23 protein-coding genes and 2 tRNA genes are annotated in these 24,451 nt (G+C 47.9%); 8 read left to right on the forward strand and 17 right to left on the reverse strand.

Going from position 1 to position 24,451, the window contains the following annotated elements; genetic code table 11:
• The first annotated feature begins 16 nt into the window (after positions 1 to 16).
• On the forward strand, positions 17 to 397 hold the full coding sequence (locus ACOQOZ_RS05990; protein WP_420591370.1) for a hypothetical protein: 381 nt from the start codon (positions 17 to 19) through the stop codon (positions 395 to 397).
• A 13-nt stretch (positions 398 to 410) separates the two neighbouring features.
• Here ACOQOZ_RS05990 and ACOQOZ_RS05995 read toward each other — a convergent pair.
• The 10 genes from ACOQOZ_RS05995 to thrS form a co-directional block, all read right to left on the reverse strand.
• Positions 411 to 487: transfer RNA gene (locus tag ACOQOZ_RS05995), tRNA-Arg, on the reverse strand.
• Between the two features lie 4 nt (positions 488 to 491).
• Positions 492 to 568 (reverse strand) — tRNA-Pro (locus ACOQOZ_RS06000).
• A 90-nt stretch (positions 569 to 658) separates the two neighbouring features.
• Positions 659 to 1,018: a MerR family transcriptional regulator gene (locus ACOQOZ_RS06005; RefSeq protein WP_068656299.1), complete on the reverse strand. Its 360-nt coding sequence runs from the start codon at positions 1,016 to 1,018 to the stop codon at positions 659 to 661.
• A complete protein-coding gene (gene ihfA / locus ACOQOZ_RS06010; protein WP_068656304.1) occupies positions 996 to 1,301 on the reverse strand; it encodes an integration host factor subunit alpha in 306 nt (101 codons plus the stop codon). The genes ACOQOZ_RS06005 and ihfA overlap by 23 nt, the downstream gene beginning before the upstream one ends.
• A 1-nt stretch (position 1,302) precedes the next feature.
• Positions 1,303 to 3,729: a phenylalanine--tRNA ligase subunit beta gene (pheT, locus tag ACOQOZ_RS06015; RefSeq protein ID WP_420591371.1), complete on the reverse strand. Its 2,427-nt coding sequence runs from the start codon at positions 3,727 to 3,729 to the stop codon at positions 1,303 to 1,305.
• A gap of 11 nt (positions 3,730 to 3,740) precedes the next feature.
• Positions 3,741 to 4,745 carry a phenylalanine--tRNA ligase subunit alpha gene (pheS, locus tag ACOQOZ_RS06020; protein WP_420591372.1) on the reverse strand — a complete coding sequence of 335 codons (1,005 nt, stop codon included), beginning with the start codon at positions 4,743 to 4,745 and terminating at the stop codon, positions 3,741 to 3,743.
• A gap of 204 nt (positions 4,746 to 4,949) precedes the next feature.
• Positions 4,950 to 5,303: a 50S ribosomal protein L20 gene (rplT, locus tag ACOQOZ_RS06025; protein ID WP_068435564.1), complete on the reverse strand. Its 354-nt coding sequence runs from the start codon at positions 5,301 to 5,303 to the stop codon at positions 4,950 to 4,952.
• A 24-nt stretch (positions 5,304 to 5,327) separates the two neighbouring features.
• Complete coding sequence (gene rpmI, locus ACOQOZ_RS06030) at positions 5,328 to 5,522, reverse strand: 50S ribosomal protein L35 (protein ID WP_068658711.1); 195 nt, start codon at positions 5,520 to 5,522, stop codon at positions 5,328 to 5,330.
• Between the two features lie 169 nt (positions 5,523 to 5,691).
• Positions 5,692 to 6,231, reverse strand: a complete 540-nt coding sequence (gene infC / locus ACOQOZ_RS06035) for a translation initiation factor IF-3 (protein WP_420592399.1) — start codon at positions 6,229 to 6,231, stop codon at positions 5,692 to 5,694.
• 3 nt (positions 6,232 to 6,234) lie between these two features.
• Positions 6,235 to 8,166: a threonine--tRNA ligase gene (gene thrS / locus ACOQOZ_RS06040; RefSeq protein WP_420591373.1), complete on the reverse strand. Its 1,932-nt coding sequence runs from the start codon at positions 8,164 to 8,166 to the stop codon at positions 6,235 to 6,237.
• A 639-nt stretch (positions 8,167 to 8,805) separates the two neighbouring features.
• On the opposite strand from thrS, the gene ACOQOZ_RS06045 reads away from it, so the two are divergent.
• Positions 8,806 to 9,993, forward strand: a complete 1,188-nt coding sequence (locus ACOQOZ_RS06045) for a porin (protein WP_420591374.1) — start codon at positions 8,806 to 8,808, stop codon at positions 9,991 to 9,993.
• A gap of 92 nt (positions 9,994 to 10,085) precedes the next feature.
• On the opposite strand, the gene rluB is transcribed toward ACOQOZ_RS06045, so the two are convergent.
• The 3 genes from rluB to ACOQOZ_RS06060 form a co-directional block, all read right to left on the reverse strand.
• A complete protein-coding gene (gene rluB / locus ACOQOZ_RS06050; RefSeq protein ID WP_420591375.1) occupies positions 10,086 to 10,922 on the reverse strand; it encodes a 23S rRNA pseudouridine(2605) synthase RluB in 837 nt (278 codons plus the stop codon).
• 50 nt (positions 10,923 to 10,972) lie between these two features.
• Positions 10,973 to 12,568 carry an SMC-Scp complex subunit ScpB gene (gene scpB, locus ACOQOZ_RS06055; protein WP_420591376.1) on the reverse strand — a complete coding sequence of 532 codons (1,596 nt, stop codon included), beginning with the start codon at positions 12,566 to 12,568 and terminating at the stop codon, positions 10,973 to 10,975.
• 61 nt (positions 12,569 to 12,629) lie between these two features.
• Positions 12,630 to 13,541 (reverse strand): segregation and condensation protein A, encoded by a 912-nt coding sequence (locus tag ACOQOZ_RS06060; protein WP_420591377.1) that lies wholly within the window; start codon positions 13,539 to 13,541, stop codon positions 12,630 to 12,632.
• A gap of 179 nt (positions 13,542 to 13,720) precedes the next feature.
• Between ACOQOZ_RS06060 and ACOQOZ_RS06065 the strand changes: the two genes are divergently transcribed.
• The 4 genes from ACOQOZ_RS06065 (at position 13,721) to ACOQOZ_RS06080 (ending at position 17,782) form a co-directional block, all read left to right on the forward strand.
• Complete coding sequence (locus ACOQOZ_RS06065; protein ID WP_420591378.1) at positions 13,721 to 14,983, forward strand: DSD1 family PLP-dependent enzyme; 1,263 nt, start codon at positions 13,721 to 13,723, stop codon at positions 14,981 to 14,983.
• Between the two features lie 35 nt (positions 14,984 to 15,018).
• The gene (locus ACOQOZ_RS06070; RefSeq protein ID WP_420591379.1) at positions 15,019 to 16,209 is read left to right on the forward strand and encodes a DUF819 family protein; all 1,191 of its coding nucleotides are present in this window, start codon (positions 15,019 to 15,021) and stop codon (positions 16,207 to 16,209) included.
• A gap of 22 nt (positions 16,210 to 16,231) precedes the next feature.
• The gene (locus tag ACOQOZ_RS06075; RefSeq protein WP_420591380.1) at positions 16,232 to 17,002 is read left to right on the forward strand and encodes an SDR family NAD(P)-dependent oxidoreductase; all 771 of its coding nucleotides are present in this window, start codon (positions 16,232 to 16,234) and stop codon (positions 17,000 to 17,002) included.
• Between the two features lie 114 nt (positions 17,003 to 17,116).
• On the forward strand, positions 17,117 to 17,782 hold the full coding sequence (locus ACOQOZ_RS06080; RefSeq protein ID WP_420591381.1) for an alpha/beta hydrolase: 666 nt from the start codon (positions 17,117 to 17,119) through the stop codon (positions 17,780 to 17,782).
• A 13-nt stretch (positions 17,783 to 17,795) separates the two neighbouring features.
• Here the strand turns inward: ACOQOZ_RS06080 and ACOQOZ_RS06085 are convergent, their stop codons facing one another.
• Together ACOQOZ_RS06085 and ACOQOZ_RS06090 are read right to left on the reverse strand one after the other, a co-directional pair.
• On the reverse strand, positions 17,796 to 19,796 hold the full coding sequence (locus ACOQOZ_RS06085) for a methyl-accepting chemotaxis protein (RefSeq protein ID WP_420591382.1): 2,001 nt from the start codon (positions 19,794 to 19,796) through the stop codon (positions 17,796 to 17,798).
• A gap of 99 nt (positions 19,797 to 19,895) precedes the next feature.
• Positions 19,896 to 20,447: a dihydrofolate reductase family protein gene (locus ACOQOZ_RS06090; RefSeq protein WP_420591383.1), complete on the reverse strand. Its 552-nt coding sequence runs from the start codon at positions 20,445 to 20,447 to the stop codon at positions 19,896 to 19,898.
• A gap of 104 nt (positions 20,448 to 20,551) precedes the next feature.
• On the opposite strand from ACOQOZ_RS06090, the gene ACOQOZ_RS06095 reads away from it, so the two are divergent.
• Complete coding sequence (locus ACOQOZ_RS06095; RefSeq protein ID WP_420591384.1) at positions 20,552 to 21,124, forward strand: TetR/AcrR family transcriptional regulator; 573 nt, start codon at positions 20,552 to 20,554, stop codon at positions 21,122 to 21,124.
• Between the two features lie 76 nt (positions 21,125 to 21,200).
• Here ACOQOZ_RS06095 and ACOQOZ_RS06100 read toward each other — a convergent pair whose 3' ends face one another.
• Positions 21,201 to 21,734: a hypothetical protein gene (locus tag ACOQOZ_RS06100; RefSeq protein ID WP_420591385.1), complete on the reverse strand. Its 534-nt coding sequence runs from the start codon at positions 21,732 to 21,734 to the stop codon at positions 21,201 to 21,203.
• A 349-nt stretch (positions 21,735 to 22,083) separates the two neighbouring features.
• On the reverse strand, positions 22,084 to 22,782 hold the full coding sequence (locus ACOQOZ_RS06105) for a hypothetical protein (protein WP_420591386.1): 699 nt from the start codon (positions 22,780 to 22,782) through the stop codon (positions 22,084 to 22,086).
• A 169-nt stretch (positions 22,783 to 22,951) separates the two neighbouring features.
• Here ACOQOZ_RS06105 and ACOQOZ_RS06110 point away from each other — a divergent pair, with 169 nt between their 5' ends.
• Entirely contained in the window at positions 22,952 to 24,406 is a 1,455-nt protein-coding gene (locus ACOQOZ_RS06110) for a hypothetical protein (protein WP_420591387.1), read from the forward strand.
• Positions 24,407 to 24,451: the final 45 nt, after the last annotated feature.

Genomic DNA, 24,451 nt, shown 5'->3' on the forward strand with positions numbered 1-24,451 from the left:
AACCGGAGACGCCAGTATGTTAACACCACACTGCGAATATCAGATCGAAGTGAAGCAGAACATCATGTATTGCACGATGTCGGGCACCTGGAATGTAGAAGGCACATTGCAGTATTTTGAAGCGATCAAACAGCAGGCTGAGCAACTCAAAGAGGATAAGTGGTGCCGAATCGTTAATGCTGAAAATTTTGAAGGCGGCCCATTGGAGGTTATGGAAACTCTGATTAATATCCAAAACTGGAGCCTGGCAAACAACTGCATGCTGTTGGTATTGGTTGGATCAAGAAGCCTGAACAAAGGCATTATCGAGAAGAATAAATCGCAATATCACGGAATGGAGCTGGCAGATTCAATGGATGAAGCTGAGGGACTGGTCGCTAAGATATTACTGACTTAAGAGGGGAAATTAATGGCCCGCCCGAGAGGATTCGAACCTCTGGCCTTCGCCTCCGGAGGGCGACGCTCTATCCAGCTGAGCTACGGGCGGAAATTGGTCGGGATGAGAGGATTTGAACCTCCGACCACCTGCACCCCATACAGGTGCGCTACCAGGCTGCGCTACATCCCGATACCTTTCTGAGAGCAAGTCTCAGGTGCGGAGCAGTATAACTTAAGTGTCTGAAATGTGAAGGATTTTATAACCAGCCATCACTGCTGATTACTCAGGCCTCAGTAACTCTTCCAACTCCTTGAGCTCGGAGATCATATTTTTGATCAACGCCTTATCCATCGCCACCGCACCAGAGTCGCCTTCTTCAGAAAGGCGCTGGCGTGCACCACCAATGGTGTAACCATTTTCATAAAGCAATGCGCGGATTTCGCGGACGAGAATAACGTCCTGGCGTTGATAATAACGACGGTTGCCACGGCGTTTAACCGGGCTTAACTGAGGAAACTCCTGTTCCCAATAACGTAAAACATGGGGTTTTACATCACACAAATCGCTGACTTCACCAATGGTAAAGTAACGCTTGGCAGGAATAGGCGGTAATTCGTTATTGTGGCTCGCTTCCAGCATAGGCTTCTACCCGGATTTTGAGTTTTTGCCCTGGCTTAAACGTCACCACACGGCGCGCAGAAATCGGAATCTCTTCACCGGTTTTTGGATTACGGCCTGGTCGTTGGCTTTTATCACGCAAGTCGAAGTTGCCAAATCCTGACAACTTCACTTGTTCGTTTCGGCTCAGGCTACCGCGGATCTCATCAAAGAAGAGATCCACCATATCCTTCGCTTCACGCTTATTCAGACCAAGATCGTCAAACAGCTTTTCTGCTAATTCTGCTTTGGTCAGAGCGGTCATGCTAACCCCTTAGCGTTGCTCCCAAACTTTGTTCAAGGTGAGCGAGTACGGCATTCACCGAATCGTTCACTTCTTCATCAGTTAGAGTGCGTGAAGGATGCTGCCAGGTCAAGCCTAAAGCCAGACTTTTTCTATCTGGATCAATACCTTTGCCAACATATACGTCAAACAGGTTGAGGTTTGTCAGGTATTCTCCGGCTTTGGCGCGAATCGCCGCAAACACGTCTTCAACCTGCTGTTCCTGCTTAACAACCAGGGCCAGGTCACGACGCATTTCAGGGAATTTCGACAGTTCACCAAAGGCTGGAACCGCCATTTGCTGAATCGCTTCCTGATCCAGCTCAACCAGATATACGGTTTGTTTCACACCCACCTGCTTCTGCAGACTTGGGTGAATGGCACCAATCCAGCCAACCGGCTTGCCGTTTTTCTCGATACGAGCGCTTTGTCCCGGATGTAATGTCGGATGTTGAGCAACCACAAACTTATAAGCGTCCGCTTCACCGGTACGTGCCAGCAGAGTTTCGACATCACCTTTTACGTCGAAGAAATCAACCGCTTCATCCTGAGCACTCCAGGACTGTGGCATACGGGTACCACATACAGCCAGCGCCAGGGTTGGTGTTTGAATTAATTCGCTATTGCCATCAACAACCGTTGGCACAAAACGCAGGCCGGTTTCGAATAAACGAACACGTGGTTGCTGGCGCTTGAGGTTATGGGAAACCGCGCCTACCAGGCCCGCCCATAAGTTAGTGCGCATCACCGACATCTCGGTGGAAATCGGATTCAGCAGCGCCAGACCTTCAACTTCCGGGTCCATGGCTTTTTGCATCTTAGGATCAACAAAGCTGTAAGTAATCGCTTCCTGATAACCACGAGCGACCAGCTGGCGACGCAGGTCTTTGATACCCATTTTCGCTTCTGGCGCAGTGGCCAGTGGCGTATGCGCTTTTGGTGTACGAACCGGCAAACGGTTGTAGCCATAAATACGCGCCAGTTCTTCGATCAGATCGGCTTCAATCGCCATATCGAAACGATAGCTTGGTGCTTTTGCTGTCCAGCTTACATCGTCGCCAGAGCCGTTAACGGTGACATCCATACCTAAACGCGTCAGGATTTCAGTCACTTCGTCCTGTGCCATTTCCAGACCCAGAACCTGCTTAACTCGACGGTTACGTAAGGTGATATCAGCTGCTACTGGCAGATCTTTTTCACTTAAGGCTTCAACAATTGGACCTGGTTGACCACCACAGATTTCAATAACCAGAGCGGTAGCACGCTCCATTGCGTTACGCGCCAGCTCATAATCCACACCACGTTCAAAGCGGTGGGAAGAGTCGGTATGCAAACCGTAAGAACGTGCACGGCCAGCAATAGTAATCGGGTTAAAGAAAGCGGCTTCTAACAACAGATCCTGAGTTTCACCGTTCACACCAGAGTGTTCGCCACCCATGATGCCGGCAATCGCCAGCGCCTTGTTATGGTCAGCAATTACCAGCGTGTTGTCTTTCAGTTCAACTTCCTGACCATCTAACAGAGTCAGTTTTTCACCCTGCTCGGCCATACGCACACGAATGCCGCCATCGATCTTAGCCAGATCAAATGCGTGCATCGGCTGGCCTTGTTCCAGCAGGATGTAGTTGGTGATATCAACCACAGGATCGATGGAACGGATGCCGCTACGACGCAGCTTTTCAACCATCCACAGTGGCGTTTCCGCTTTCACGTTAACACCTTTAACGATACGACCTAAATAACGCGGGCAACCTTCGGTGGCAGACACTTCGATCGAGGCTTTATCGTCAACCGCCGGAGCAACGGCTTCAATCGCCGGGCCCTGAACGTCAGACTTGCTTAATACACCCACTTCACGTGCTAAACCGGCAATGCTTAAACAGTCAGCGCGGTTTGGCGTCAGATCCACTTCGATGATTTTGTCATCCAGAGCTAAATATTCACGGAAGTCATCACCCACTGGTGCCGATTCCGGTAACTCCATCAGACCATCAGAGGCTTCGGATAAACCTAGCTCTTGTTCGGCACACAACATGCCGAAAGACTCGACACCACGCAGCTTGGCTTTTTTGATTTTAAAACCTTTGCCGTCTTCTGTTGGCAGCACAGCTCCGATTTTGGCGAAAGGAATTTTCAGACCTTCACGCACATTCGGTGCGCCACATACGATCTGGAACGTTTCGTTGCCGTCACTCACCTGACACAGGCTTAATTTGTCAGCATCCGGATGTTGTTCGCGCTTAACCACCAGGCCAACCACAACGCCGGAAAACTCTCCAGCAACGTCTTCAACACCGTCGACTTCCAGGCCAGCTAACGTGACCTGATCACATAATTGTTGAGTGCCCCACGCGCCGTCAGAATCGGCAGGCTGCACCCATTCGCGTAACCACTGTTCGCTAAATTTCATACGGGTGCCCCTTAGTTAAATTGCTGCAGGAAACGCAGATCATTTTCGAAGAATAAACGCAGGTCGTTTACGCCGTAACGCAACATCGCCATACGCTCAACACCCATACCGAAAGCAAAACCACTGTATTGTTCTGGGTCGATGCCAACGGCCTCAAATACTTTTGGATGCACCATGCCGCAGCCGCCAATTTCCAGCCAGCCGTGCTTGGTACCTTCCGGCGTTTCCACAATCCACTCGATGTCGATTTCAGCCGATGGCTCAGTGAACGGGAAATATGACGGACGCAAACGCACTTTTACGTCGCGCTCGAAGAAGGCCGCCATAAATTGCTCCAGCGTGCCTTTTAAATCAGCAAAACTGATGTCTTTGTCGACCAGCAGACCTTCCACCTGGTGGAACATAGGTGAATGCGTCTGATCGTAATCGCAACGGTATACACGACCCGGGCAAATAATACGGATCGGTGGTTGCTGAGCTTCCATGGTACGTACCTGAACCGGTGAGGTGTGGGTACGCAGCAGCGTGTGCGCATCAAAATAGAAGGTATCGTGCATGGCACGAGCCGGGTGATGCGATGGAATATTTAATGCCTCGAAGTTGTGGAAGTCATCTTCCACTTCCGGCCCTTCTGCCACCTGGTAACCAGCACCGGCAAAAAAGCTTTCAATTCGTTCCAGAGTGCGGGTCACCGGGTGTAAACCACCGGTTTGTGCTGCACGGCCCGGCAGAGTGATATCAATGGTTTCACTCGCCAGCTTGGCATTCAGCGCGGCTGTTTCCAGCGCTTCTTTGCGTGCATTAATCGCATTCTGTACCTGGGTTTTGGCTTCGTTAATCACCGCACCAATTTTTGGACGATCTTCCGGTGCGACATTACCCAGGTTCTTCATCAGGGAAGTGATTTCCCCTTTTTTACCCAGAAACTGAACCCGGACCTGATCCAGCGCAGCGATGTCCTGCGCTTGTTCGACGGCGCCCAGGGCTTGTTTTGTCAGGGCTTCGAGGTTTTCCATGTTGGTTTCCACGTTGCTTGTTTTCAACAATGACTAAGCATCAACAATGAATAATGATTCAATAATTGTTGAGTCTTTAAAGACTGAATATGTCGCTTCCTGATGACGGATAAAACGACAAAAAAATAGGGGAATGAACGAATCCACTCCCCTATTTCCTAAGCTCCACTTGCGCGGAGCCTGTTCCGGACTAAACCGGCGAAATTACAGGCTGGACTTGGCTTTTTCTACCAGAGCCGCAAACGCTGCTTTTTCGTTAACTGCTAAATCAGCCAGTACCTTACGGTCAATTTCAACAGTTGCCTTTTTCAGGCCATTGATGAACTTGCTGTAAGACAGACCGTTCTGACGTGCACCAGCGTTGATACGCGCGATCCACAGCTGACGGAACTGACGCTTACGCTGACGACGGTCACGGTAAGCGTATTGACCAGCTTTGATAACCGCTTGCTTAGCTACGCGGAATACACGGCTACGAGCACCGTAGTAACCTTTAGCCTGCTTCAGAATTTTTTTGTGACGACGACGAGCGACAACACCACGTTTTACACGAGCCATAATTTATCTCCTGAACAGTACCGATTAAAGGTTAGGTAACATACGCACAACCAACTTTTTGTCGGCAGCGTGTAATTGCAGCATTGGACGTAAGTGACGCTTACGCTTAGTGCTCTTCTTGGTCAGGATGTGGCTACGGTGAGCCTGACGGTGCTTGAAACCGTTCGCAGTCTTTTTGAAGCGCTTCGCAGCGCCGCTCTTAGTTTTGATCTTAGGCATTTTTGAACTCCAAAGTTATGGTGCGCGCAGAAACTAAGACCCTGCGTCGACACCTGCCGTAGTAACAGCAAGCTTCACAAAAATGAGCTTACTGCAGCGTCTGGCAGAACGTATAAACCCCGGTTCAACAACATGTTCCACCGGGGCCTATATTTCTTTGAAAACCAGACTACTTCTTTTTAATGGGAGCGATCACCATCACCATCTGACGACCTTCCATCTTAGGGTGCTGTTCAACAGTACCCAATTCGGCCAGATCAGCTTCCACACGCTTCATCAGTTCCATACCGATGTTCTGGTGGGCCATCTCGCGACCACGGAAACGCAGTGATACTTTGGCTTTATTACCGCTCTCCAGAAAGCGCGTTAAGTTACGCAGCTTAATCTGATAATCGCCTTCTTCAGTGCCAGGACGGAATTTAATTTCCTTAATCTGCACCTGATGCTGGCGTTTTTTCGCTTCGGCTTTCTGCTTTTTCTCTTCGTACAGCTTTTTGCCGAAGTCCATAATTTTACAGACAATCGGATCGCCGTCGGAGATCTGTACCAGATCCAGCTCTGCTTCAGCAGCAGCTTCCAAAGCTTCTTTAATACTTACAACGCCGACCTGATCGCCGTCAGCACCGATTAAACGTACCTCGGTGGCACGGATATTATCGTTAATAGCCGCGCGTGGTTCTTGACGGCCTCTTCTATTATCGCGTCTGATAACTCAGCTCTCCATTCCAAACCGACCGCGCTGTGCAATAGCGCCTTCCAACAGCTCGATAAAGGCATCGATACTCATTACGCCCAGGTCTTCACCTTTACGCGTACGGACAGCTACGGTGTTTGCTTCTACTTCTTTATCCCCCACCACTAACAGGTAAGGTACCTTGTGCAAAGTGTGCTCGCGGATTTTAAAGCCGATCTTCTCGTTTCTCAAGTCCGCTTGGGCACGGAATCCGCGTGATTTCAGGCTTTCTGCCAATTTTTCGCAATATTCGCTCTGATTATCGGTGATATTCAGTACCGAAACCTGCTGTGGAGCCAACCAAGGTGGCATAGCACCAGCGTAATGTTCGATCAGAATACCCACGAAACGCTCGAAAGAACCCAGAATAGCACGGTGCAACATCACCGGCGTTTTGCGCTCGCCATCTTCGTCAACAAACTGTGCACCCAAACGGCCCGGCAACATAAAGTCGAGCTGCAAAGTGCCGCACTGCCAAACACGATTCAGACAGTCGCGCAGGGAGAATTCGATTTTAGGACCATAGAAGGCACCTTCACCAGGCTGTAACTCCCAGTCAAGACCAGCATCGTTTAAGGCATCTTCCAACGCAGCTTCAGCCAGATCCCATTGTTCATCTTCACCGATACGGCCTTCCGGACGAGTCGACAGCTTCATTTCAACGGCGTCGAAACCGAAATCTTTATATACATCAAGAGTCAGCTTAATAAAGTCAGAGGCTTCCTGACGGATCTGATTTTCAGAAACGAAAATATGAGCATCATCCTGAGTAAAGCCACGTACACGCATAATGCCGTGCAGTGCACCAGACGGCTCATTACGGTGACAACAACCAAATTCCGCTAAACGCAACGGCAGATCACGGTAACTCTTCAGACCCTGATTAAATACCTGGATATGACCCGGGCAGTTCATCGGTTTTACCGCATAAGTGCGCTTTTCTGACTCAGTGGTGAACATCGCATCGGAATAGTGTTCCCAGTGACCAGACTTCTCCCACAATGCACGATCCACAACCTGCGGGGTTTTAATTTCTTTATAACCGGCATCGTTCTGAACTTTACGCATGTATTGTTCAAGCACCTGATACATGGTCCAGCCATTCGGATGCCAGAACACCATACCCGGCGCTTCTTCCTGCAGGTGGAACAGATCCAGCTGCTTCGCCAGTTTACGGTGGTCACGCTTCTCAGCTTCTTCCAGACGAGTCAGATAGGCTTTCTGCTCTTTTTTGTCGTTCCAGGCAGTGCCGTAAATACGTTGCAGCTGCTGGTTATTGGCATCACCACGCCAGTAAGCACCGGATACACGCATCAGTTTAAATACGCGTAATACACGGGTGTTAGGAACGTGTGGGCCACGACACATGTCGATGTATTCTTCGTGGTGGTACAGACCCACCTCGGTTTCGCCACTTTCAATCAGGTTATCGATCAGTTCGACTTTATAGTCTTCCTGGCGATCAACAAAGATTCGACGCGCCTCTTTAATAGGCGTCATTTTTTTAACAACGTCGTAGTCTTTTTTGATCAGCTCTTTAATGCGCTTTTCAATATCGGCCACATCTTCCGGCGTAAATGGACGCTCAAAATCGATGTCGTAATAAAAGCCATCATCAATCACAGGACCAATCGCCATTTTGGCGTGCGGGTGTAATTGTTTAACCGCATGACCAACCAGGTGAGCAAAGGAGTGACGAATCACTTCCAGACCTTCCTCATCACGCCCGGTAATCAGGGTGATATCAGAATCCTCAGAGATCAGCTCACAAGCATCAACCAGCTTGCCATTAATACGACCACATACAGTCGCTTTCGCCAGGCCAGGACCGATATCTTCGGCCACTTGCATTAAAGTAACGGGTTGGTCGAACTCACGTTTCGAACCATCAGGGAGAGTAATTACAGGCATGAACCTATCCTTTCGCAGTGGTGGCCCCTACCAAAGGCCACATGTGAAACACAAAATTTAGATCCCGAATTCCTGCTTCCGCATACGTGGCGGTAAACATGGCGAATTCAGGCTAAGACAAAGAGCGCAACAGGGTATCTGGAACCTCCGTCTCTGTCTACTGATTGCGGCATCAGGATCAGTGAACCCGCTCTCTGGGCCACTTCACTCATTCCGTAAACTCCAGACACGGGATTTTGCACCAGAAATAAATTAATAATTTCCTGACCACACAATCATCAGATACATTTTTTTACATGTCTTTCCAAGATATTTTGACTTCGTTCCTTCTATTCCATTTTGAACAACAATAGATTTGAATATCCATTCAATGAGAAGACAACGGGGACAATTTGACTTATATTTTCCCTTTATATTCATAGACTTATCAACCAGCCACAAAAAATAGACCCTATACGTAAGTATTAATACCTATCTCTTAACAAGCATTCATTATTTACACGCCTGCAGAAAGCACCAATAGTAAACACCCCAAAAAAAACGGACTGGCCATTTAGTCAAAAAACTGTAATGTAACGCCGGATTTCACAGGAATAACACCCTGTTCCTGCGACAAGAATTACAACAAGGTATGAACATATGTCTTATAAAACTCCACTGGCAATTGCCGTGGCAGCTGCCGCCTTATCCTCTCAAGCAGTTGCAGCCCCAAGCGTTAACTTCTATGGCTTTGTAGATATCGGTCTGGAGTCTTACTCCAGCAGTGCAAAAAATGGCACTGACGTATTCGCAAACGGTGGTTCAGATGATCCAAACAACAAAGCTAACCGCAACACAGACGATCGCGAATTTGCATTGGCAAACGGCGTTCAATCACGTCTGGGCGTAAAAGGCGAAGAAGAGCTGGATGATGGCTGGGTAGCTAAATACCGCGTTGAAGCTCGTATTAACGTATTGGACGATGGCGGCAGCTTTGCACGTACTCGCCTGGGTTGGTTCGGCATGTCTAAGGGCGATCACCACATTAAAGTTGGCGCTCAATGGTCTCCATTCTTTGAATACAGCGCATGGAACACTCACCGCAATGAAGTTCAGGGTGTTGGCTCTTACTTCTACATCACTTCTCTGATGCCAGGATCTGTTGGCTACGGATACCGTAACGACAGTACCGTTAACTACACCTTTGGTGGTGGCGGTTTCTCTACCAGCCCATTCACTGCAACCGTTGCACTGCACATTGCAGAAGATGGCCGTGAGACTACAGTAGACGCCAAACCAGTAACAGCTGGCGGCAACCCGGTTCTTGTTGATGGCGAGCCATTAACTCAGGGCGGCAGCAAAAAATTACTGAACGACAGTGGCGTTACAGCTGTAACTTTGGGTGGTGCAGCGACCTTCGGCGGCCTGACCCTGAACGCAGTTGGTATTAAGTCTATTGTTAAAGAAAGCCGTGCAGCTAAAGATGCAAACATCGATGTTGCAGCACCAATGATCTACAGCCTGGGCGCTAAATACGTCGTTAACGATGCACTGGACTTTGGCTTTGCACACCGTGTTGCCGATCGCGATACCGGTAAAGATGACGGCCGTACTTCGACCACCCTGGCAGCAACCTTCAAAACCAGCGAAAAGCTGACTCTGAACCTGGGCTATGCAGTGGGTGAAGATGACGATAAAACTCAGCGTCAGCTGGATGGCAACGTGTTCGGCAGCGCATACTACAAGCTGAGTGGCAATCGCTTGGCAGGCTTTGAGTTTGAAGAAGCAGATTACGGTAAAGACGGTAAAACACAGGCTTTCCTTGTTAGCCTGCGTCAAAGCTTCTGATTAGTCGTTTAACGATTTAAATCAGACAAAAGGAAAAAGCCCGATCAGAAGCATTTCTGATCGGGCTTTTTTTATTTTTTATAATTGAAAAATCAGCCTTTCTTGCGTTTCTCTGCAGATTGGCGAATTTTCTGACGTTTTTGCTGACGCACAAACTGCTCTTTTTCTTTACCAATAAGACGCTTGGTACGCTTACGCGCCTGGCCAACCAAATCGGCAAGGTCATTCACTTCACGCTGCTTCAGCTCCACCCAGGTACCAACCGGAATATTCGCCGGCATAAAAATACAGCCATAACGCACACGCTTCAGACGGCTGACTTCAACGCCCTGGCTTTCCCATAAGCGACGTACTTCACGATTCCGGCCTTCCATCACAACCACGTGATACCACTTGTTCTGACCTTCGCCATCAAAAAACTGTACATCGGTAAAACGGGCCGGACCATCTTCCAGCATCACACCCTCTTTCAGACGCTCAATCATGGCTTCATCAACATCACCACGAACCCGAACGGCGTATTCACGATCGATTTCCGAAGACGGGTGCATCAGCTTATTCGCCAGATCACCGTCGGTAGTGAATAACAATAAACCACTGGTATTAATGTCCAGTCGGCCAACGTTAATCCAGCGCTCATTTTTGGTTTTTGGCAGATGATCAAAAACGGTTGGGCGACCTTCCGGATCATTGCGTGAACATACTTCACCAACAGGCTTGTTGTACGCCAGCACCCGACGCGTGCGACCCACTTCTTCCAGTTTAATCGGGCGACCGCTTACCCGAACGTCATCAAGACGATGCGCACGATCACCTAACGTCGCTTTTTCACCATTAACGGTCACCTTGCCTTCGGCAATCCAACGCTCAGCCTCACGGCGTGATGCAACACCCGCCTGGGCCAGTAATTTCTGAATACGTTCTCTCATAATATCTCTTCTTTAAAATTCGTTTTGCCGCAGCGATTGTTTTGCCAGCATCAGCCAAACAAGCTAGGCCCAGAAGGCGATTGATCGCCTTCGTCGTCTTCATTCTGTTCTGCCGGGCTCGGTTCTTCCTGAGAAGGCTCTGACATTTCTCGCAGCAACTCGGCCTCTGCCCTGGCTTCCGCTTCCAATTGTTCCTGCTCGCGATTCAATTGCTCAGCCATTTGCTGTTCTTGCCGCTCTAGCTGTTCTGCTTCCAGTAACTCTTGTTCAGCTTGTTGCTCCGCTTCCAACCGTTCCTGTTCAAGCTTTTGCTGCAACAGGCGTTCCTGCTCTTCAGCTTCAAGCAGTTCTTTTTCAGCACGAGCTTCCGCAGCCAGTATCTCGTCTTCTTCGGCGACAACGTCTGAATGAGATTCAACGATGACAGGCTCTTCCGGTTCAAACACCTGCGTCTCAACCATTTCAGGGTCAAACATTTCTGGGGCAAACGCCTGGTCGGCGGATAATTCTTCTTGAGCTTGCGCCGCCTGTTCAGCAGCGATTTCAGCCATTAACCTGTCTTTAATCGCCTGCTGCTCTGCCAGTAAACGCGCACGCTGGGCATCTTCCAGTGTTTTCGGAACGTCGGCCGTTTCCTGGGAAGCGCCGTTATGATCCACGGCCTGGTCTGTAAAATCCGCGACCTGCAACTCGGGAGGTTGTTCTTCATCGACTAGTGTTACCGATCCACCTTCTCTGTCGGCGACATCCATCTCAGTACCAGCATCAACCTCAGCCAAAACCTCAGGCGCCTGCCCTTCACTCAATGCTTGCTGCTCATCGACCAGGTCACTGAGGTCGCGATCCTTCTCGACAGTTTCCAGACGCTTGAGCAAGTCACCCAGATCACGAGGTTTGTTCTGGCCGCCTTCCTCGTCGTCTTCATCATCCGGTCGGGCAAACACGTTAGCCTCAACCCGATCAACCAGAGCAGCGGCCTTAGCCAGATCCTCTTCTGTGGCATCCAGTACACTGGCACCCCGCTCTTCAACATCTTCTTCTGAGGTGAAGTCGTATTCTTTAGGTGTTTCTTTACGTGCTTCAGCATCTTCACCCAACTCAAGCTTGCGATTGGTATCTTCAAGCTCGCGGATTTCCATCAGGCTCGGCAAATCTTCCAGAGTTTTTAAGCCAAAATAATCGAGAAATTCTTTAGTTGTGGCGTACATGGCGGGACGACCCGGCACATCCCGGTAACCCACAATACGAACCCAATCGCGTTCGATCAGGGTTTTCATCATCTGCGAGCTGACCACGACACCACGAACATCTTCAATGTCACCACGGGTGATTGGCTGGCGATACGCAATCAGAGCCAGAGTCTCTAACAACGCCCGGGAATAACGCTGAGGGCGCTCATCCCAAAGACGTCCGACCCAGGGCGCCACTTCAGTACGCACCTGTAAACGATAGCCGGTGGCCACTTCAATCAGTTCAATACCACGACCCAACAGGTCCTGTTTGATTTCAGTGAGTGCTTGTTTCAGCTCGGTGCTTTTGGGTTGTTCATGATCATCGAACAGTGACTGCATGCGCTCCAGCGACACAGGGCCGCCAGCCGCCATCAATACAGCTTCAAGAATGTTTTTTAATGCGGGCCTGCTCATAAAAAAGCGTCCATAAAGAGTGTCTCACGACGGTCTTATTTAACGGGATTCAGATCAACGATCAGCTGACGGCGTCGTCTGCATCATCCCGGGCCTGACGGTGTGGGCTGATCGCCTCACGGGTTTTTACATGGATAGGACCAAAGGTATCCTGCTGAACGATATCGATCAGCGATTCCTTCACCAGTTCCAGAATAGCGAGGAACGTCACCACCACGCCAAGTTTACCTTCTTCCGGCTCAAACAGGGACTTAAATGTGGTGAAATGCCCTGCTCTTAACTTATCCAGCACCTGGGACATACGCTCCCGGGTGGATAATTGCTCACGCTGAATTTCGTGATGTTCAAAGCGCTCTGCACGACGCAGTACCGCAGCAAATGCCAGCATGATTTCCTGCATATCAACGTCAGGATGAATACGCTCCTGAATACGCTCTGGCGCATCAACATCCGGCAGAAAAACATCACGTTCAAGCCGTGGCAATTCATCTAGGTTTTCGGCTGCGGTTTTAAACCGTTCGTATTCCTGCAAACGACGAATCAGCTCGGCACGAGGATCTTCCTCCTCTTCGCCGTCCGCTTCCTTATTGCGCGGCAACAGCATACGGCTTTTGATTTCTGCCAGCATAGCTGCCATCACCAGGTATTCGCCGGCAACTTCCAGTTGCAGCGCTTTCATCATGTCGATGTATTCCAAATACTGCTCAACAATCTCCGACACATTAATCTCGAGAATATCGAGGTTTTGCTTACGAATCAGGTACAGTAACAGGTCAAGCGGGCCTTCGAACTGCTCCAGGATTACTTCCAAAGCGTCTGGTGGAATATACAGATCCAGCGGCAGCTGGGTCATGGGTTCGCCCTGAACCAGAGCAAATGGCATTTCCTGCTGAGGATTCTGTCCCACGGCCAGATCAGGCGCAGTTTCCTGGCCGTTTTCCGGTTGATCGTTAGTGGTCACAGATTCAGACATAAAAGCGTGGTTTCAGCAAAACAAGGAGGCAATATCAAAAACAGCCGCTAGCTTACTGGTTTTAGACAAAAAATGCTGCTGAAAGTTATCGCAGAATGGCACTCAACCCAGCATTATGGTACAAACGTACAACTAAAATAATAAGACGACTCCACTTCATGCACACTGCGGAAACTTTAATGAGCGATCTCTACTTCCAGGACATGACCAATACGCTGCAACAAGCGGGCATCAGCCACCCAACACTGGTCATTGATAAGCAGCGCCTGGATCGCAATATTGACCATGTACTGGAAGCGATTAACCGCGGTTTCAGCTACCGTATCGTTGCCAAATCTCTGCCATCTATCCCGCTGTTGCAATACATCATGCGTCGTACTGGCAGTAATCGCTTGATGAGCTTCCACGTTCCGTTTCTGATCCACGTGGTTGAGCATATTCCGCAGGCCGATATTCTGATGGGCAAACCTATGCCGATGGCTGCTGTACGTCACTTCTACCAGTGGCTTGGGCAAAATCAATCCACCTTTAAAGCAGCGAACCAATTGCAATGGCTGGTTGATAGCAAAGAGCGGCTTCTGGAGTATCGCGATTTTGCTGAACAACAGGGGTTACAACTGCGCATCAACCTGGAAATCAACGTCGGGCTCAATCGTGGCGGCTTCAGCGACCATGACGAATTTGCACAAAGTCTAAAATTAATTCATGCCAGCCCCAACCTGACACTCTCCGGTATGATGGGTTATGAAGCCCACGTAACTAAAATTCCTGCAATCGCAGGAGGGCACAAAAAAGCCTTCCGCCTGGCGATGAAACGCTATCAGGAATTTACCGATCTGATCCGTAACACACTCGGCGACGATGCACTAAAACGATTGTGCTTAAACGCGGGCGGCAGCAGCACTTACCCTCTGTATCAACAACCGGGCCTAGTGAACGAAATTGCCACCGCATCGGCATTGGTAAAACCCACTGACTTCGATGTATTTACTCTCGATCACCACCAGCCTGCTTGCTACATCGCAGCTCCGGTATTAAAAGATATCAGTAATCCAGAAATTCCGATGGCAACAGGTCTGTCGTCGTTGTTGCGCCGTATTGGTAAGCTGCCAAAGCGCGGTTTATTTATTTATGGTGGTAATTGGCTGGCATCACCGTGTTATCCAAAAGGCAGCGTACGCTCCAATATTCTCGGTCATTCGAGCAATCAGGAACTTTACGAAGTAGCTGCTGAGCACTCGATTCGACGCGAAGATTTTATGTTTTTCCGACCAACACAAAGCGAAGCCGTATTTTTGCAATTTGGCGATATCGCAGTGATGGATCAGGGAGAAATCAGTGAGTACTGGCCGGTATTTAACTACCCACAAGTTAACTATCCGGAAAAGATTTCGAACGACGCCAAACCAACGACATCAACAGTTTCTATAAAACAACAATAATAATTAACAACAACGATTAACCGAGGATATCTAACGTGTCTGCCCTATTTGCCGCCATTGCTTATTTGTTAGTACCGGCATTGCTGATCATTTTATGTCAGAAATTTCAGTTACTCGATAAAATCGGCGTCGTCGTATTATCGTTTGGTTTAGGCATTGCTCTCAGTGCTGGCCTAGATTTACCGGGACTGATTGGCAAGGATGGCCTGACGGCTGTACAGACTAATTTGTCTGAAATTTCGATTGCCCTGGCGTTGCCGTTGCTGGTTTTTTCTATTGATGTGAAACACTCCCTCAGTATGGCCGGGGATACCATGAAGAGCATGGGGGTTGCTCTACTGGCCGTGATGATCGTGAGTGCAGCAGGCGCAGTTCTATTTAATGGCCAGCTACAGAATATCTGGCAAATTGCTGGCATGTCAGTCGGCGCTTATACCGGTGGTGGTCCGAATATGGCGGCGATTAAAACAGCAATCGACGCAGATCAGGACATTTTCGTTACTATGACGACCTACGATATTTTACTGTCGGCGTTATACCTGATGTTTGTAATGACTCTGGCTAAGCCATTGTTTGGCTTATTTCTGCGTCCGTTTGAGTCAAATGGCAACCATGATGACGGCGAGAGTCAGGATAAGTTTGCTCATATGGCAGATGAAACCGCCAATAGCTATAAAGTTCTGGTGAATACCAAAACCATGCCTCAAACCTTCCTGGCACTGCTTTGCTCGGGTGTTGTTGTCGGCTTGTCCGTTGGACTGGCATCCTTATTACCCAAATCTATGTCATCTGCAGCCACCATTATCAGTCTGACGACATTCGGTCTGGCAGCATCATTTATTCCACAAGTACGCCAACTGGCTAACAGCTTTCAACTGGGCATGTATTTAATTCTGGTTTTCTGTTTCACCATGGGCACCATGACTGACACCAGCATCCTGACTAACCTGAATTTAGATTTATTCGCCTATATCGGGTTTATTCTGATTGGCTCTCTGATTATTCAGGCACTCATTTGCAAGCTGCTGAAAATTGATACCGATACTTTTTTAATCACCTCGTCTGCGGCCATTATGTCGGTGCCTTTTATTCCAGTCATTGCGGGTGCATTAAAGAATCGGGAAATTATTTTACCCGGCTTTGCCGCCGCAATTATTGGCTATGTGATTGGCAATTATCTGGGTGTGATGGTGGCCTATGCGACCCGCCATCTGGTTGGCGCCTAACTATTAATAAGAACTAAAAAATATGAAACTCAGTGACAAACGCATTCTCATCGTTGGCGCGTCATCAGGCATCGGTCGTGCCGTCGCACTTAAACTGGCACAACGCAACAACCGGTTAATTTTATCAGCCCGACGTGAGTCGGAATTAACCGAACTGGCAAAGGAAGTGGAAGCTGCCGGTAGCCAGGCCTTAGTAATCGCCAGTGACGCATTGGATGCCAATGCTTCGAACGACGTGGTCAGCAAAGCCGTTTCAGAATTTGGCGCCATTGATGTGGCTCTACTGAACGTTGGTGATGGTCCGTCATTTAATATGGCAAAAGTCAGCTCCGACGAAATTCGTCGAAATATGGATCTGAACTACAGCACTCTGGTGAATTTTCTGACGCCGCTGATTGCTCACATGAAAGAGCGCCAGCAAGGCCTGATCGCTCACACGAACTCGTTGGCCGGTTTTTTAGGATTGCCAATGCAAGGACCCTATTCGGCTGCCAAAGCTGCAGGAAGAATACTGATGGACACCTGTCGCCTTGAGTTAAAAAAAGACAATATCCACTTTGTTTCTCTATACCCCGGATTTGTTGCCACAGAGCGTGTCGCCGATGATGGCATTCCGGCACCGATGGAGATTTCCGAACAACAAGCAGCCGACCATATGATTCGAGGAATGGAAAGTGGCAAGTCGGATTATCTGTTTCCGGCAACCACCAAATGGCTAATTCGCCTGGCGCTGGTATTACCTAAAAAAGTAACCGGCTGGCTGTTATTAAAGGCAACACCAGAAAGCTACTAACCCCTACGGCGCGTTAACCCATTAACCTGCTTGAAGAACCGTCGCCGCTTCACGAATGTGTTAATTCTGAGAATAAAAGCTATATACTGGGCCATCATTTACTGGCGGCCCCGTATGTCTGACTCCAATACTCTCGATTTAATTCGTCACAACCCTGATGTAACACCCGATAGCTGCATCATCTGGCTTCATGGCCTCGGAGCCAGCGGTCACGATTTTGCACCGGTTACGCCGTTACTGCGTCAGGTGGCATCAGCTCCGGGCCTGACAGCCATTTATCCTCATGCACCAGAACTCGCTGTAACCATTAATGGTGGTATGAAAATGCCCGCCTGGTATGACATCCTTGCCGCCTCACCACGCCGCGTGATCAACCCACATCAGTTTCAACAATCCGTTGCGGATGTACAGCAACTGATTTCCAACCTGATCGCAGAAGGCATTAGCAGCCAGCGCATTATATTGGCCGGATTTTCCCAGGGCGGCGCCGTTGCGTATCAGGCCGCACTTGGATTCGGACAGCAATTAGGCGGACTGATTTGTCTGTCAACTTATCTGGCACAAGAACCACTCATCAGCGAAGAGAATAAACGCCTACCGGTATTTATTGGCCATGGCCAGATGGATATGGTGGTACCACAAATGCTTGGATTGGAAGCCGTATCTTTGCTGGAAGGCCGGGAGCTCACCCCGGTATGGCGAGAGTACCCGATTCAGCATGAGGTCAGCCAACAAGAGCTGGAAGATGTGGCGACATTTATTCGCCGGGTTTTAACCTGATAATTACGCTTTATCAGGCTGTGCCTAAATCAAAGCGGTCAGCCTGATCGTTTAAGTCTTTCGCCAGAGCTCTTTGCTCCTGTGCTGTTTTACGCATAAAGTCAGATGTCGCAACCGTATGTTCTGCAATACTATCAATTTCTCGCATCGAACCAGCAAGCTCCTGATTAGTGGCCACCTGCTCTTCTGCGGCCGCGGCAACCTGATCGGAAAGGTTCTGGATATCGCGAATGGCCGACTGAATCGACGCCAGCGCCTGCTCCAGCTCGCCTGACATGGATACGGTTTCACTCACCGCATGTTGCGATTGCTCAACTGCACGAAACGCCGCTTCTGACTCACTCTGGAATTTACCAACAATACTTTCGATCTCTGCGGTTGACTCCTGAGTGCGCTGCGCCAGCGTTCGAACCTCATCGGCAACCACAGCAAAACCGCGCCCTTGCTCTCCGGCCCGTGCCGCTTCAATCGCTGCGTTTAAAGCCAGTAAGTTCGTTTGCTCAGCAATACTCTTAATCACGTTCAAGACGCCGCCAATTGCACTGCTGCTTTCGTGTAACTCACGAATGGTTGAGGACACCTGGCCCATATGCTCGTTAAGATTGGAAATACGTGTCACGCTCTGAGTGACTACTTCACCGCTGCGCTGAGTGACATCATTTGCCTGACAGGTGTGGTCTGCAACCGTCTGAATATTGGATGCAATTTCCCGCGTAGCCTGCTCAAGCTGACCAACACCAACAACCACTTTTTCCGTTTGTTCTTTCTGAACCTGCATGCCTTTACTGCTTAATGACACGGTGCAATGATTCTGAATCGAAATAAGCTCAAGCTGTTGCGACGTCATGTCCAAACTGCGAACCAGCGTCGATATATTCGATAACATGCTGTTTAACGCATCCGCGGTCTGACCCAGTTCATCTTTCATATAAACCTGGCAACGACTATCCAGTTTTAACTGGTTTCCCGCCAAGGACATAACGTGAGATAACTCATGAACCTGGCGGTACATAAGTCGTGCCAACCAGAAAGCCAATGCGAAAGAGAAAATAAGAATAGCGGACGACATAACAATGGAAGTCCACAGCCTGGCATTCAGGCTCTGCATTGCATCCCTGCCATAGCCCACCATATTGCCTTTAAATTCATCTTCCAATTGCTTCAGTTTATTAATTCTTCGGGTTGATGCCGCGAACCACTCCGAGGGGTTTGTATTGAAACCACCGTCGCGAAAATTATCGTTAGCAATCGCACGAAAACGTTCAACATCCTGCTGTTCCGGGCCTTTCAGGAAGGTACGAAAATGTTGTGCACCTTCATCTCCGGCGAATAATAAATAACTGCCAAAAAAGGCATCCTGCGAAATAACCAAACGTAAATAACGAGTATATAAATCACCGGCAAATGCATCCTGAGCAAACGCATTACTTAAAACAGCTCGCTCAATACCTGAGCGTTCTTTGCCTTGCAGGAAGTTAAAATACGCCTGCAATCGCCGCGACATTTCGCCATCAATAGTGTAGCGGGTAGCCCATGCGGGAACGTTCAGCAGATGGCGGATATTTGAGGTATAGAATTTTAAAACCTGTGCCAGGGGAATGGATTGTTGTGTAACCTGATTACGGATAGAAGTGAGTTCTTTAATTTCACTCTGGACTGCCTGAATTTCGTTCAGAACCTTAGGGTCTTCACTGTATTGATGACCCTCAACCCAGCCTCGCCATTGATTCAGCAACTGATCAGTAAGCTGACGTTGCTCGGTCAATTCACTCCCAAACTTACGGCCACCACTTCCGAGATAGCCAGCAGACATACCGCGCTCTTTTTGCAGCTCATGCGCCAGCTCACTGTTGATTCCCGATAATTCAGCCAGGTCGACCACATGCGCCATAGAATTCAGATCCTGATAATGACGCTGAATATTCAATCCCTCGAAAAGAATTAAGGCGCTAAGCGGAGCAATCAACAGTAGTAGTAACTTTTGTTTAACATTGGCGTTGCGTAAATATTCCATAATGGCGATCCTTGAATACTGATTTAACGCTAGACCAATTTCCCGCGACCGCCAAAGAATCGAACTTCAGGTAACACCATATACTGATAAAAAAGACAGTCAGTCGTAACGTACCTCATACGTCTCCTGAATAAAGCCATTGGCAAATGCTGTCACTGTCGCGTTCTCAAGACGAATATCGCGCTCGAGTTTGCCGAATAAAGGGACACCTTCCCCAAGCAATACCGGCGCTTTGGTCAATATTAACCGGTTTATCAGACCCAGATTAATGAACGATCGGATAGTGGCACCACCGTCAATATAGGCGTGGCAATAACCTTCCTGTTCCAACCGAGACATCAAGGCAGGGATCTCGCCGGAGCATATCTCAACCTTATCTTTCAGTGATTCAGGTGGTTGCTTCAGACTGTTGCTCAACACCATAATTCTGAGATTGCCGTACGGCCACTGCTCAGGCGTCAGATTCATTGCTGCAATCACCTCCATCGTGGTACGGCCCATAATCAGACAATCAACCGAACGGATAAAATCATCCCAGCCAGTATCAACATCAACGCCTTGCTTTCCCGCACTGTGCAGCCAATCCAGGCTGTTATCTTTTTTCGCAATATAACCATCCACACTGGTGGCAATGTATACAGAACACTTCATCGTTTGCTCCTGACGTTAGTGATACATGCAAATCAGGCTTCACCTAAGCCCTGATTTGAATTATATTCTACACCGTAGAAATAATAGCTTAGCGAGAGGAATTAATGACTGTCAACAAGAGGAAGGCCGGCCGCCCCAAAAGCTCTGAAAGTCAGCTGAGTTCTGACTATATTCTGCACTCAGCGAAAGTTCTGATGCGTGAACAAGGGAAAATTCCGAGCGTTCGCCAATTGGCCAATAGCCTGAACGCAGACCCAATGGCGATTTATCATTATTTCGCCAACAAAAACGCACTACTTGAATCACTCAGCGCTTCGTTACTGAACGATATTTATGAGCCTGGAAATGAACAGGACTGGCAACAAGCGTTATTGCAACTGAGCATCAGCTATCTGGACTTGTTATCAACCTATCCCGGGCTATTGGAAATATTCCTCTGCATGACCTCAACCACCCCGGCAGATATCTTCAGTGAGCGTTTTTTTAATGTGATCGAACCTTTATCACTGGATCAGGAAGAACAAGTAAACGCACTGGAGTTACTGGTTGATTACCTGCACGGCTTTTCTCTGGCAATGGCGAATAACAAGACAGACACTGAACTGAACAGCACGATGATTAATGGCCCGCTGAAGCTATATTTCAGAGCGCTTAAAGCTTCTGTCGGTAAGGGTTAACCCTGCAGAAGGCCAATGTTAGTGGCAACATTAAACCGCTTAGCAGCAATAATCACCTTCAACGATAGCGATATAACTAGCTACAGCCGGGTAACTTCTGCTGCTGGAAAATGATGGTGTCAGCTTTTACATCCAACTTCAGCAGATAATACGGATACTCACCAACATAAATAGCGTCACAGACAGTATTTGGATCTGTATCAGGGCATTCTTGCTGCAAAATTGGCCTAACGACCAAAGACCCATCTTCAGAAATATAAGTCTCAATTCGTTTCAAATTGATCTTATCCGTACAAGGACTGGCATCGACCTCTCCTCGCTGGAAAAGCACATAAGAAGCATTGGTATCAAATTCAGGGGCCTGTTTACTTATCAGCGAAAGCCATAAGTGATTAAACTCCGTTTTGGTCACAATCTCCCGGAACAACAATCCCTCTGTCCGATTTGTGTGTTCAATAGGAACCAACCCCTGAAGAACGATTTGGCTATCAACATTCACTTGTTTGTCTGAGTTGGAATCCGACCCACAAGCCAACAGACACAGTGAAAGAAAAGTAATAATTGAGAAACGAACCATGAAGCCCATCATCCATAATGACAAAAAAGTCATTATATATTCATTCGGGGGCGAGAAACAGCTTTCCGAATAATGCTGAGCGATATGATCTGGCCAATCGCACCCTTAAACCGAGAGCCGTCAGAGCTACTCGAATGCATATATCTGATCATCAATCCCCCTAAACACCCTCCCCCACTTCTGCTACCATAGCGCCCGTTTTGCACACAGAAATCCGCATTGTTTTAGAGGAAATACGCCTTGATCACCGTGTATGGCATAAAGAACTGCGAGCTATTTTTGTGAGTTAAACCATATAAGCTTTCTGAGGCTATAAATCGGTTCTGATGACAATAAAAATGGGGCCTTGGCCCCATCAATAAACTATTCCACAGTGAAACTCTCAAACTTCTACTTCTATAAAACGAAGGTTTTTTGTCTCTGGTTTCAAATACGCATCACCATTCTCTGACAAGTTTTTCCGTATCGTGTCGTGAAAGTTGAACTCGCGGCCTGGGCCGTTATTTGCCAAACCATCCAGAATATCTCTAGCACTAATCACTACAGCGGCACTGTCTCGATCTAAATCGTAATGCTCAGCCGAGCCTGTATTCCGTCGATATCGATAGTCAGCTTCACTCATCTTAACAACGCCATCTTGTATCCCTTTCAGCCCCTCTTTTATGGAAGCCTTATCAAAAAGATCTGTGAGAAGTTTTGCCTCACTAGCAGAGATTCCAGCTCCTCCGGTTTTGATAATAAGCTCGTCCTCTGAATTTACGGCTATATCCCAATCTTTATTCAATAAATCAGGTTCGGTCTTCTTTATCTCTTTCAGGGCATCTTTATACTCATCAACGATGCCTCGGGCAGCATTTTTGGCCTGATACCCTCCTTCACTAGATATTCGGGCAGTTTCTTCTCGCTCCACAAAGGACATCTGAGGAGCACTATCAACCAGTAACTTCACCGAATCAGATACGATTGATTTTAGCTCTCCAGCCTTGGGCTCAACGATATTGTCCGCAGCTTTTGCCACTTTCGCATCGACCTTGGCTGATGTTGCCAGGTTCCCACCCGAGGGTAGATTTGCTATTTCCATGCACTTTCTCCAGATAAACGGTCTCAAGAGAAGATATCGACCGAATCTCGATATAGTTGAGTTATCTAAAAGTAGTAATTTAACAAATAACTCAACAATTATCGTGAAAAGCTATCTATCAGTACTATCTTGTCATTCTAGTCAATAACGACTTTCAAGGACTAAATAGATGGATAAGAAGTTTGTACTACTCACACTGATGACAACTCTAGCGATGCAGGGGTGTATGTCAGATAGCTCCACTCGACAGGAGAAGTCAAAAATTTCAAAGGAGAGCTATCAAAGCACAACTCAGAACATTGACCTCGGTAATTTGAGCATTAATGAACTCCCTGAGTTTGAGTTTCAACAGGCAACACCTACAGTTTTTCAAAATTTAGATGCTGACTTATCATCCACAGCTGCACCTCTCAGAGAAAGCTCGATAACGATTCCAGAAGAAAAACAAGAAGAAACAATATCGGCATTGGCATACAACCCATCATACGTACAAATATCTGGCTGCGTACGAATCCAACACAATACCGCCTACAATTATAAGCCAGCCTCTGGAAATAGCGCTTGCCTATATATCGATATAAACGATGATGCAATTACTGAATTTTTTGCCATCGACCAAAATCCTAATCGACAAGTTACCATTACAGCTATCGACGACCCTAATGGCAATCATAGCCTTGTTGGTATAAAGAAAAGTCAAGAAACCGACTCTGATGACAATATCAGAATTTATACAGAAAAAGGACATTACTACATGCTAGTTTCTGGCGTTTCTGGGGATGGCGGAAACGTTAGAGTAGGAGTTGCCGTGAAAACAAAGGGAGTCGATGACCTAGAGAATATCGGCAGCACTCCAAGCTACGATGGAAATAACTCGACTCCATACACTCTCCCTAATGGCACATTAAAAGATTACTATCCGACTCTTCACTCTCCTCAGGATATAGACCTTTATAAGTTGCAATCATTTTGGGGGCAAGATCTTTTCGTTAGGGTAACTCCGCAGCCAGGCCATGCGCCACAATTTATTGCTGAGGCTCTGTTAAACAACAAATGGACTAACCTATCAATAGGAGGACACAATAACTTTACGAATATCCCTCAATTTGGTGAACTGATAATAAGAGTTAGAGCAGCAAATCCGAATCAGCCACTTACTACCGGAATTTACGTACTGGAAGCTGGGAGCCGGGTTATGCAAATAAAAGATGAAACTCCGGATGGTGATCGAGCTGCTAGAGTCACATCAGGGTCTGACTATGCTCGGGTTCAGAACAAAGAAAAATTTAAGTGGCAAACTAAAATAATGGATTCAACAGGAAATCCTGTTCGAGGGGTTAAAACGTGGCTGCGTACCACTACTGAAGCTTACACTACTGTCTCTCTTAACCAGGAAACGACAGACTATTTTGGTGTTGCGAAGGGAACATACAATCTAATACCTTGTACAGGGAAAAATGCTTTTCCTCATCAACAAGCAAGTCCGCACATTCGTTACGACACTGGAGAGTACTGGTTTGAAGTCGCCCCAGCTCATTTCAACACCCCCCCAGTTGTCGCAACAAATAAGCAAAACTGGCTTAATCTCTGTACAGAATATCAAAGTTATCCTCCAAACAATTAACTGAAATCTCTATTGGGGACAAATAGTCCCCAATAGTTCTTAACC

Origin of the sequence: Bacterioplanoides sp. (assembly GCF_965219715.1) — a bacterium.
Taxonomy (GTDB): Bacteria; Pseudomonadota; Gammaproteobacteria; order Pseudomonadales; family Oceanobacteraceae; genus Bacterioplanoides.

Coding starts and splice junctions, on each gene's coding strand:
- ACOQOZ_RS05990 (WP_420591370.1), top strand. CDS start 17: ATGTTAACACCACACTGCGAATATCAGATCGAAGTGAAGCAGAACATC.
- ACOQOZ_RS06005 (WP_068656299.1), bottom strand. CDS start 1,018: ATGCTGGAAGCGAGCCACAATAACGAATTACCGCCTATTCCTGCCAAG.
- ihfA (WP_068656304.1), bottom strand. CDS start 1,301: ATGACCGCTCTGACCAAAGCAGAATTAGCAGAAAAGCTGTTTGACGAT.
- pheT (WP_420591371.1), bottom strand. CDS start 3,729: ATGAAATTTAGCGAACAGTGGTTACGCGAATGGGTGCAGCCTGCCGAT.
- pheS (WP_420591372.1), bottom strand. CDS start 4,745: ATGGAAAACCTCGAAGCCCTGACAAAACAAGCCCTGGGCGCCGTCGAA.
- rplT (WP_068435564.1), bottom strand. CDS start 5,303: ATGGCTCGTGTAAAACGTGGTGTTGTCGCTCGTCGTCGTCACAAAAAA.
- rpmI (WP_068658711.1), bottom strand. CDS start 5,522: ATGCCTAAGATCAAAACTAAGAGCGGCGCTGCGAAGCGCTTCAAAAAG.
- thrS (WP_420591373.1), bottom strand. CDS start 8,166: ATGCCTGTAATTACTCTCCCTGATGGTTCGAAACGTGAGTTCGACCAA.
- ACOQOZ_RS06045 (WP_420591374.1), top strand. CDS start 8,806: ATGTCTTATAAAACTCCACTGGCAATTGCCGTGGCAGCTGCCGCCTTA.
- rluB (WP_420591375.1), bottom strand. CDS start 10,922: ATGAGAGAACGTATTCAGAAATTACTGGCCCAGGCGGGTGTTGCATCA.
- scpB (WP_420591376.1), bottom strand. CDS start 12,568: ATGAGCAGGCCCGCATTAAAAAACATTCTTGAAGCTGTATTGATGGCG.
- ACOQOZ_RS06060 (WP_420591377.1), bottom strand. CDS start 13,541: ATGTCTGAATCTGTGACCACTAACGATCAACCGGAAAACGGCCAGGAA.
- ACOQOZ_RS06065 (WP_420591378.1), top strand. CDS start 13,721: ATGAGCGATCTCTACTTCCAGGACATGACCAATACGCTGCAACAAGCG.
- ACOQOZ_RS06075 (WP_420591380.1), top strand. CDS start 16,232: ATGAAACTCAGTGACAAACGCATTCTCATCGTTGGCGCGTCATCAGGC.
- ACOQOZ_RS06080 (WP_420591381.1), top strand. CDS start 17,117: ATGTCTGACTCCAATACTCTCGATTTAATTCGTCACAACCCTGATGTA.
- ACOQOZ_RS06085 (WP_420591382.1), bottom strand. CDS start 19,796: ATGGAATATTTACGCAACGCCAATGTTAAACAAAAGTTACTACTACTG.
- ACOQOZ_RS06090 (WP_420591383.1), bottom strand. CDS start 20,447: ATGAAGTGTTCTGTATACATTGCCACCAGTGTGGATGGTTATATTGCG.
- ACOQOZ_RS06095 (WP_420591384.1), top strand. CDS start 20,552: ATGACTGTCAACAAGAGGAAGGCCGGCCGCCCCAAAAGCTCTGAAAGT.
- ACOQOZ_RS06100 (WP_420591385.1), bottom strand. CDS start 21,734: ATGACTTTTTTGTCATTATGGATGATGGGCTTCATGGTTCGTTTCTCA.
- ACOQOZ_RS06105 (WP_420591386.1), bottom strand. CDS start 22,782: ATGGAAATAGCAAATCTACCCTCGGGTGGGAACCTGGCAACATCAGCC.
- ACOQOZ_RS06110 (WP_420591387.1), top strand. CDS start 22,952: ATGGATAAGAAGTTTGTACTACTCACACTGATGACAACTCTAGCGATG.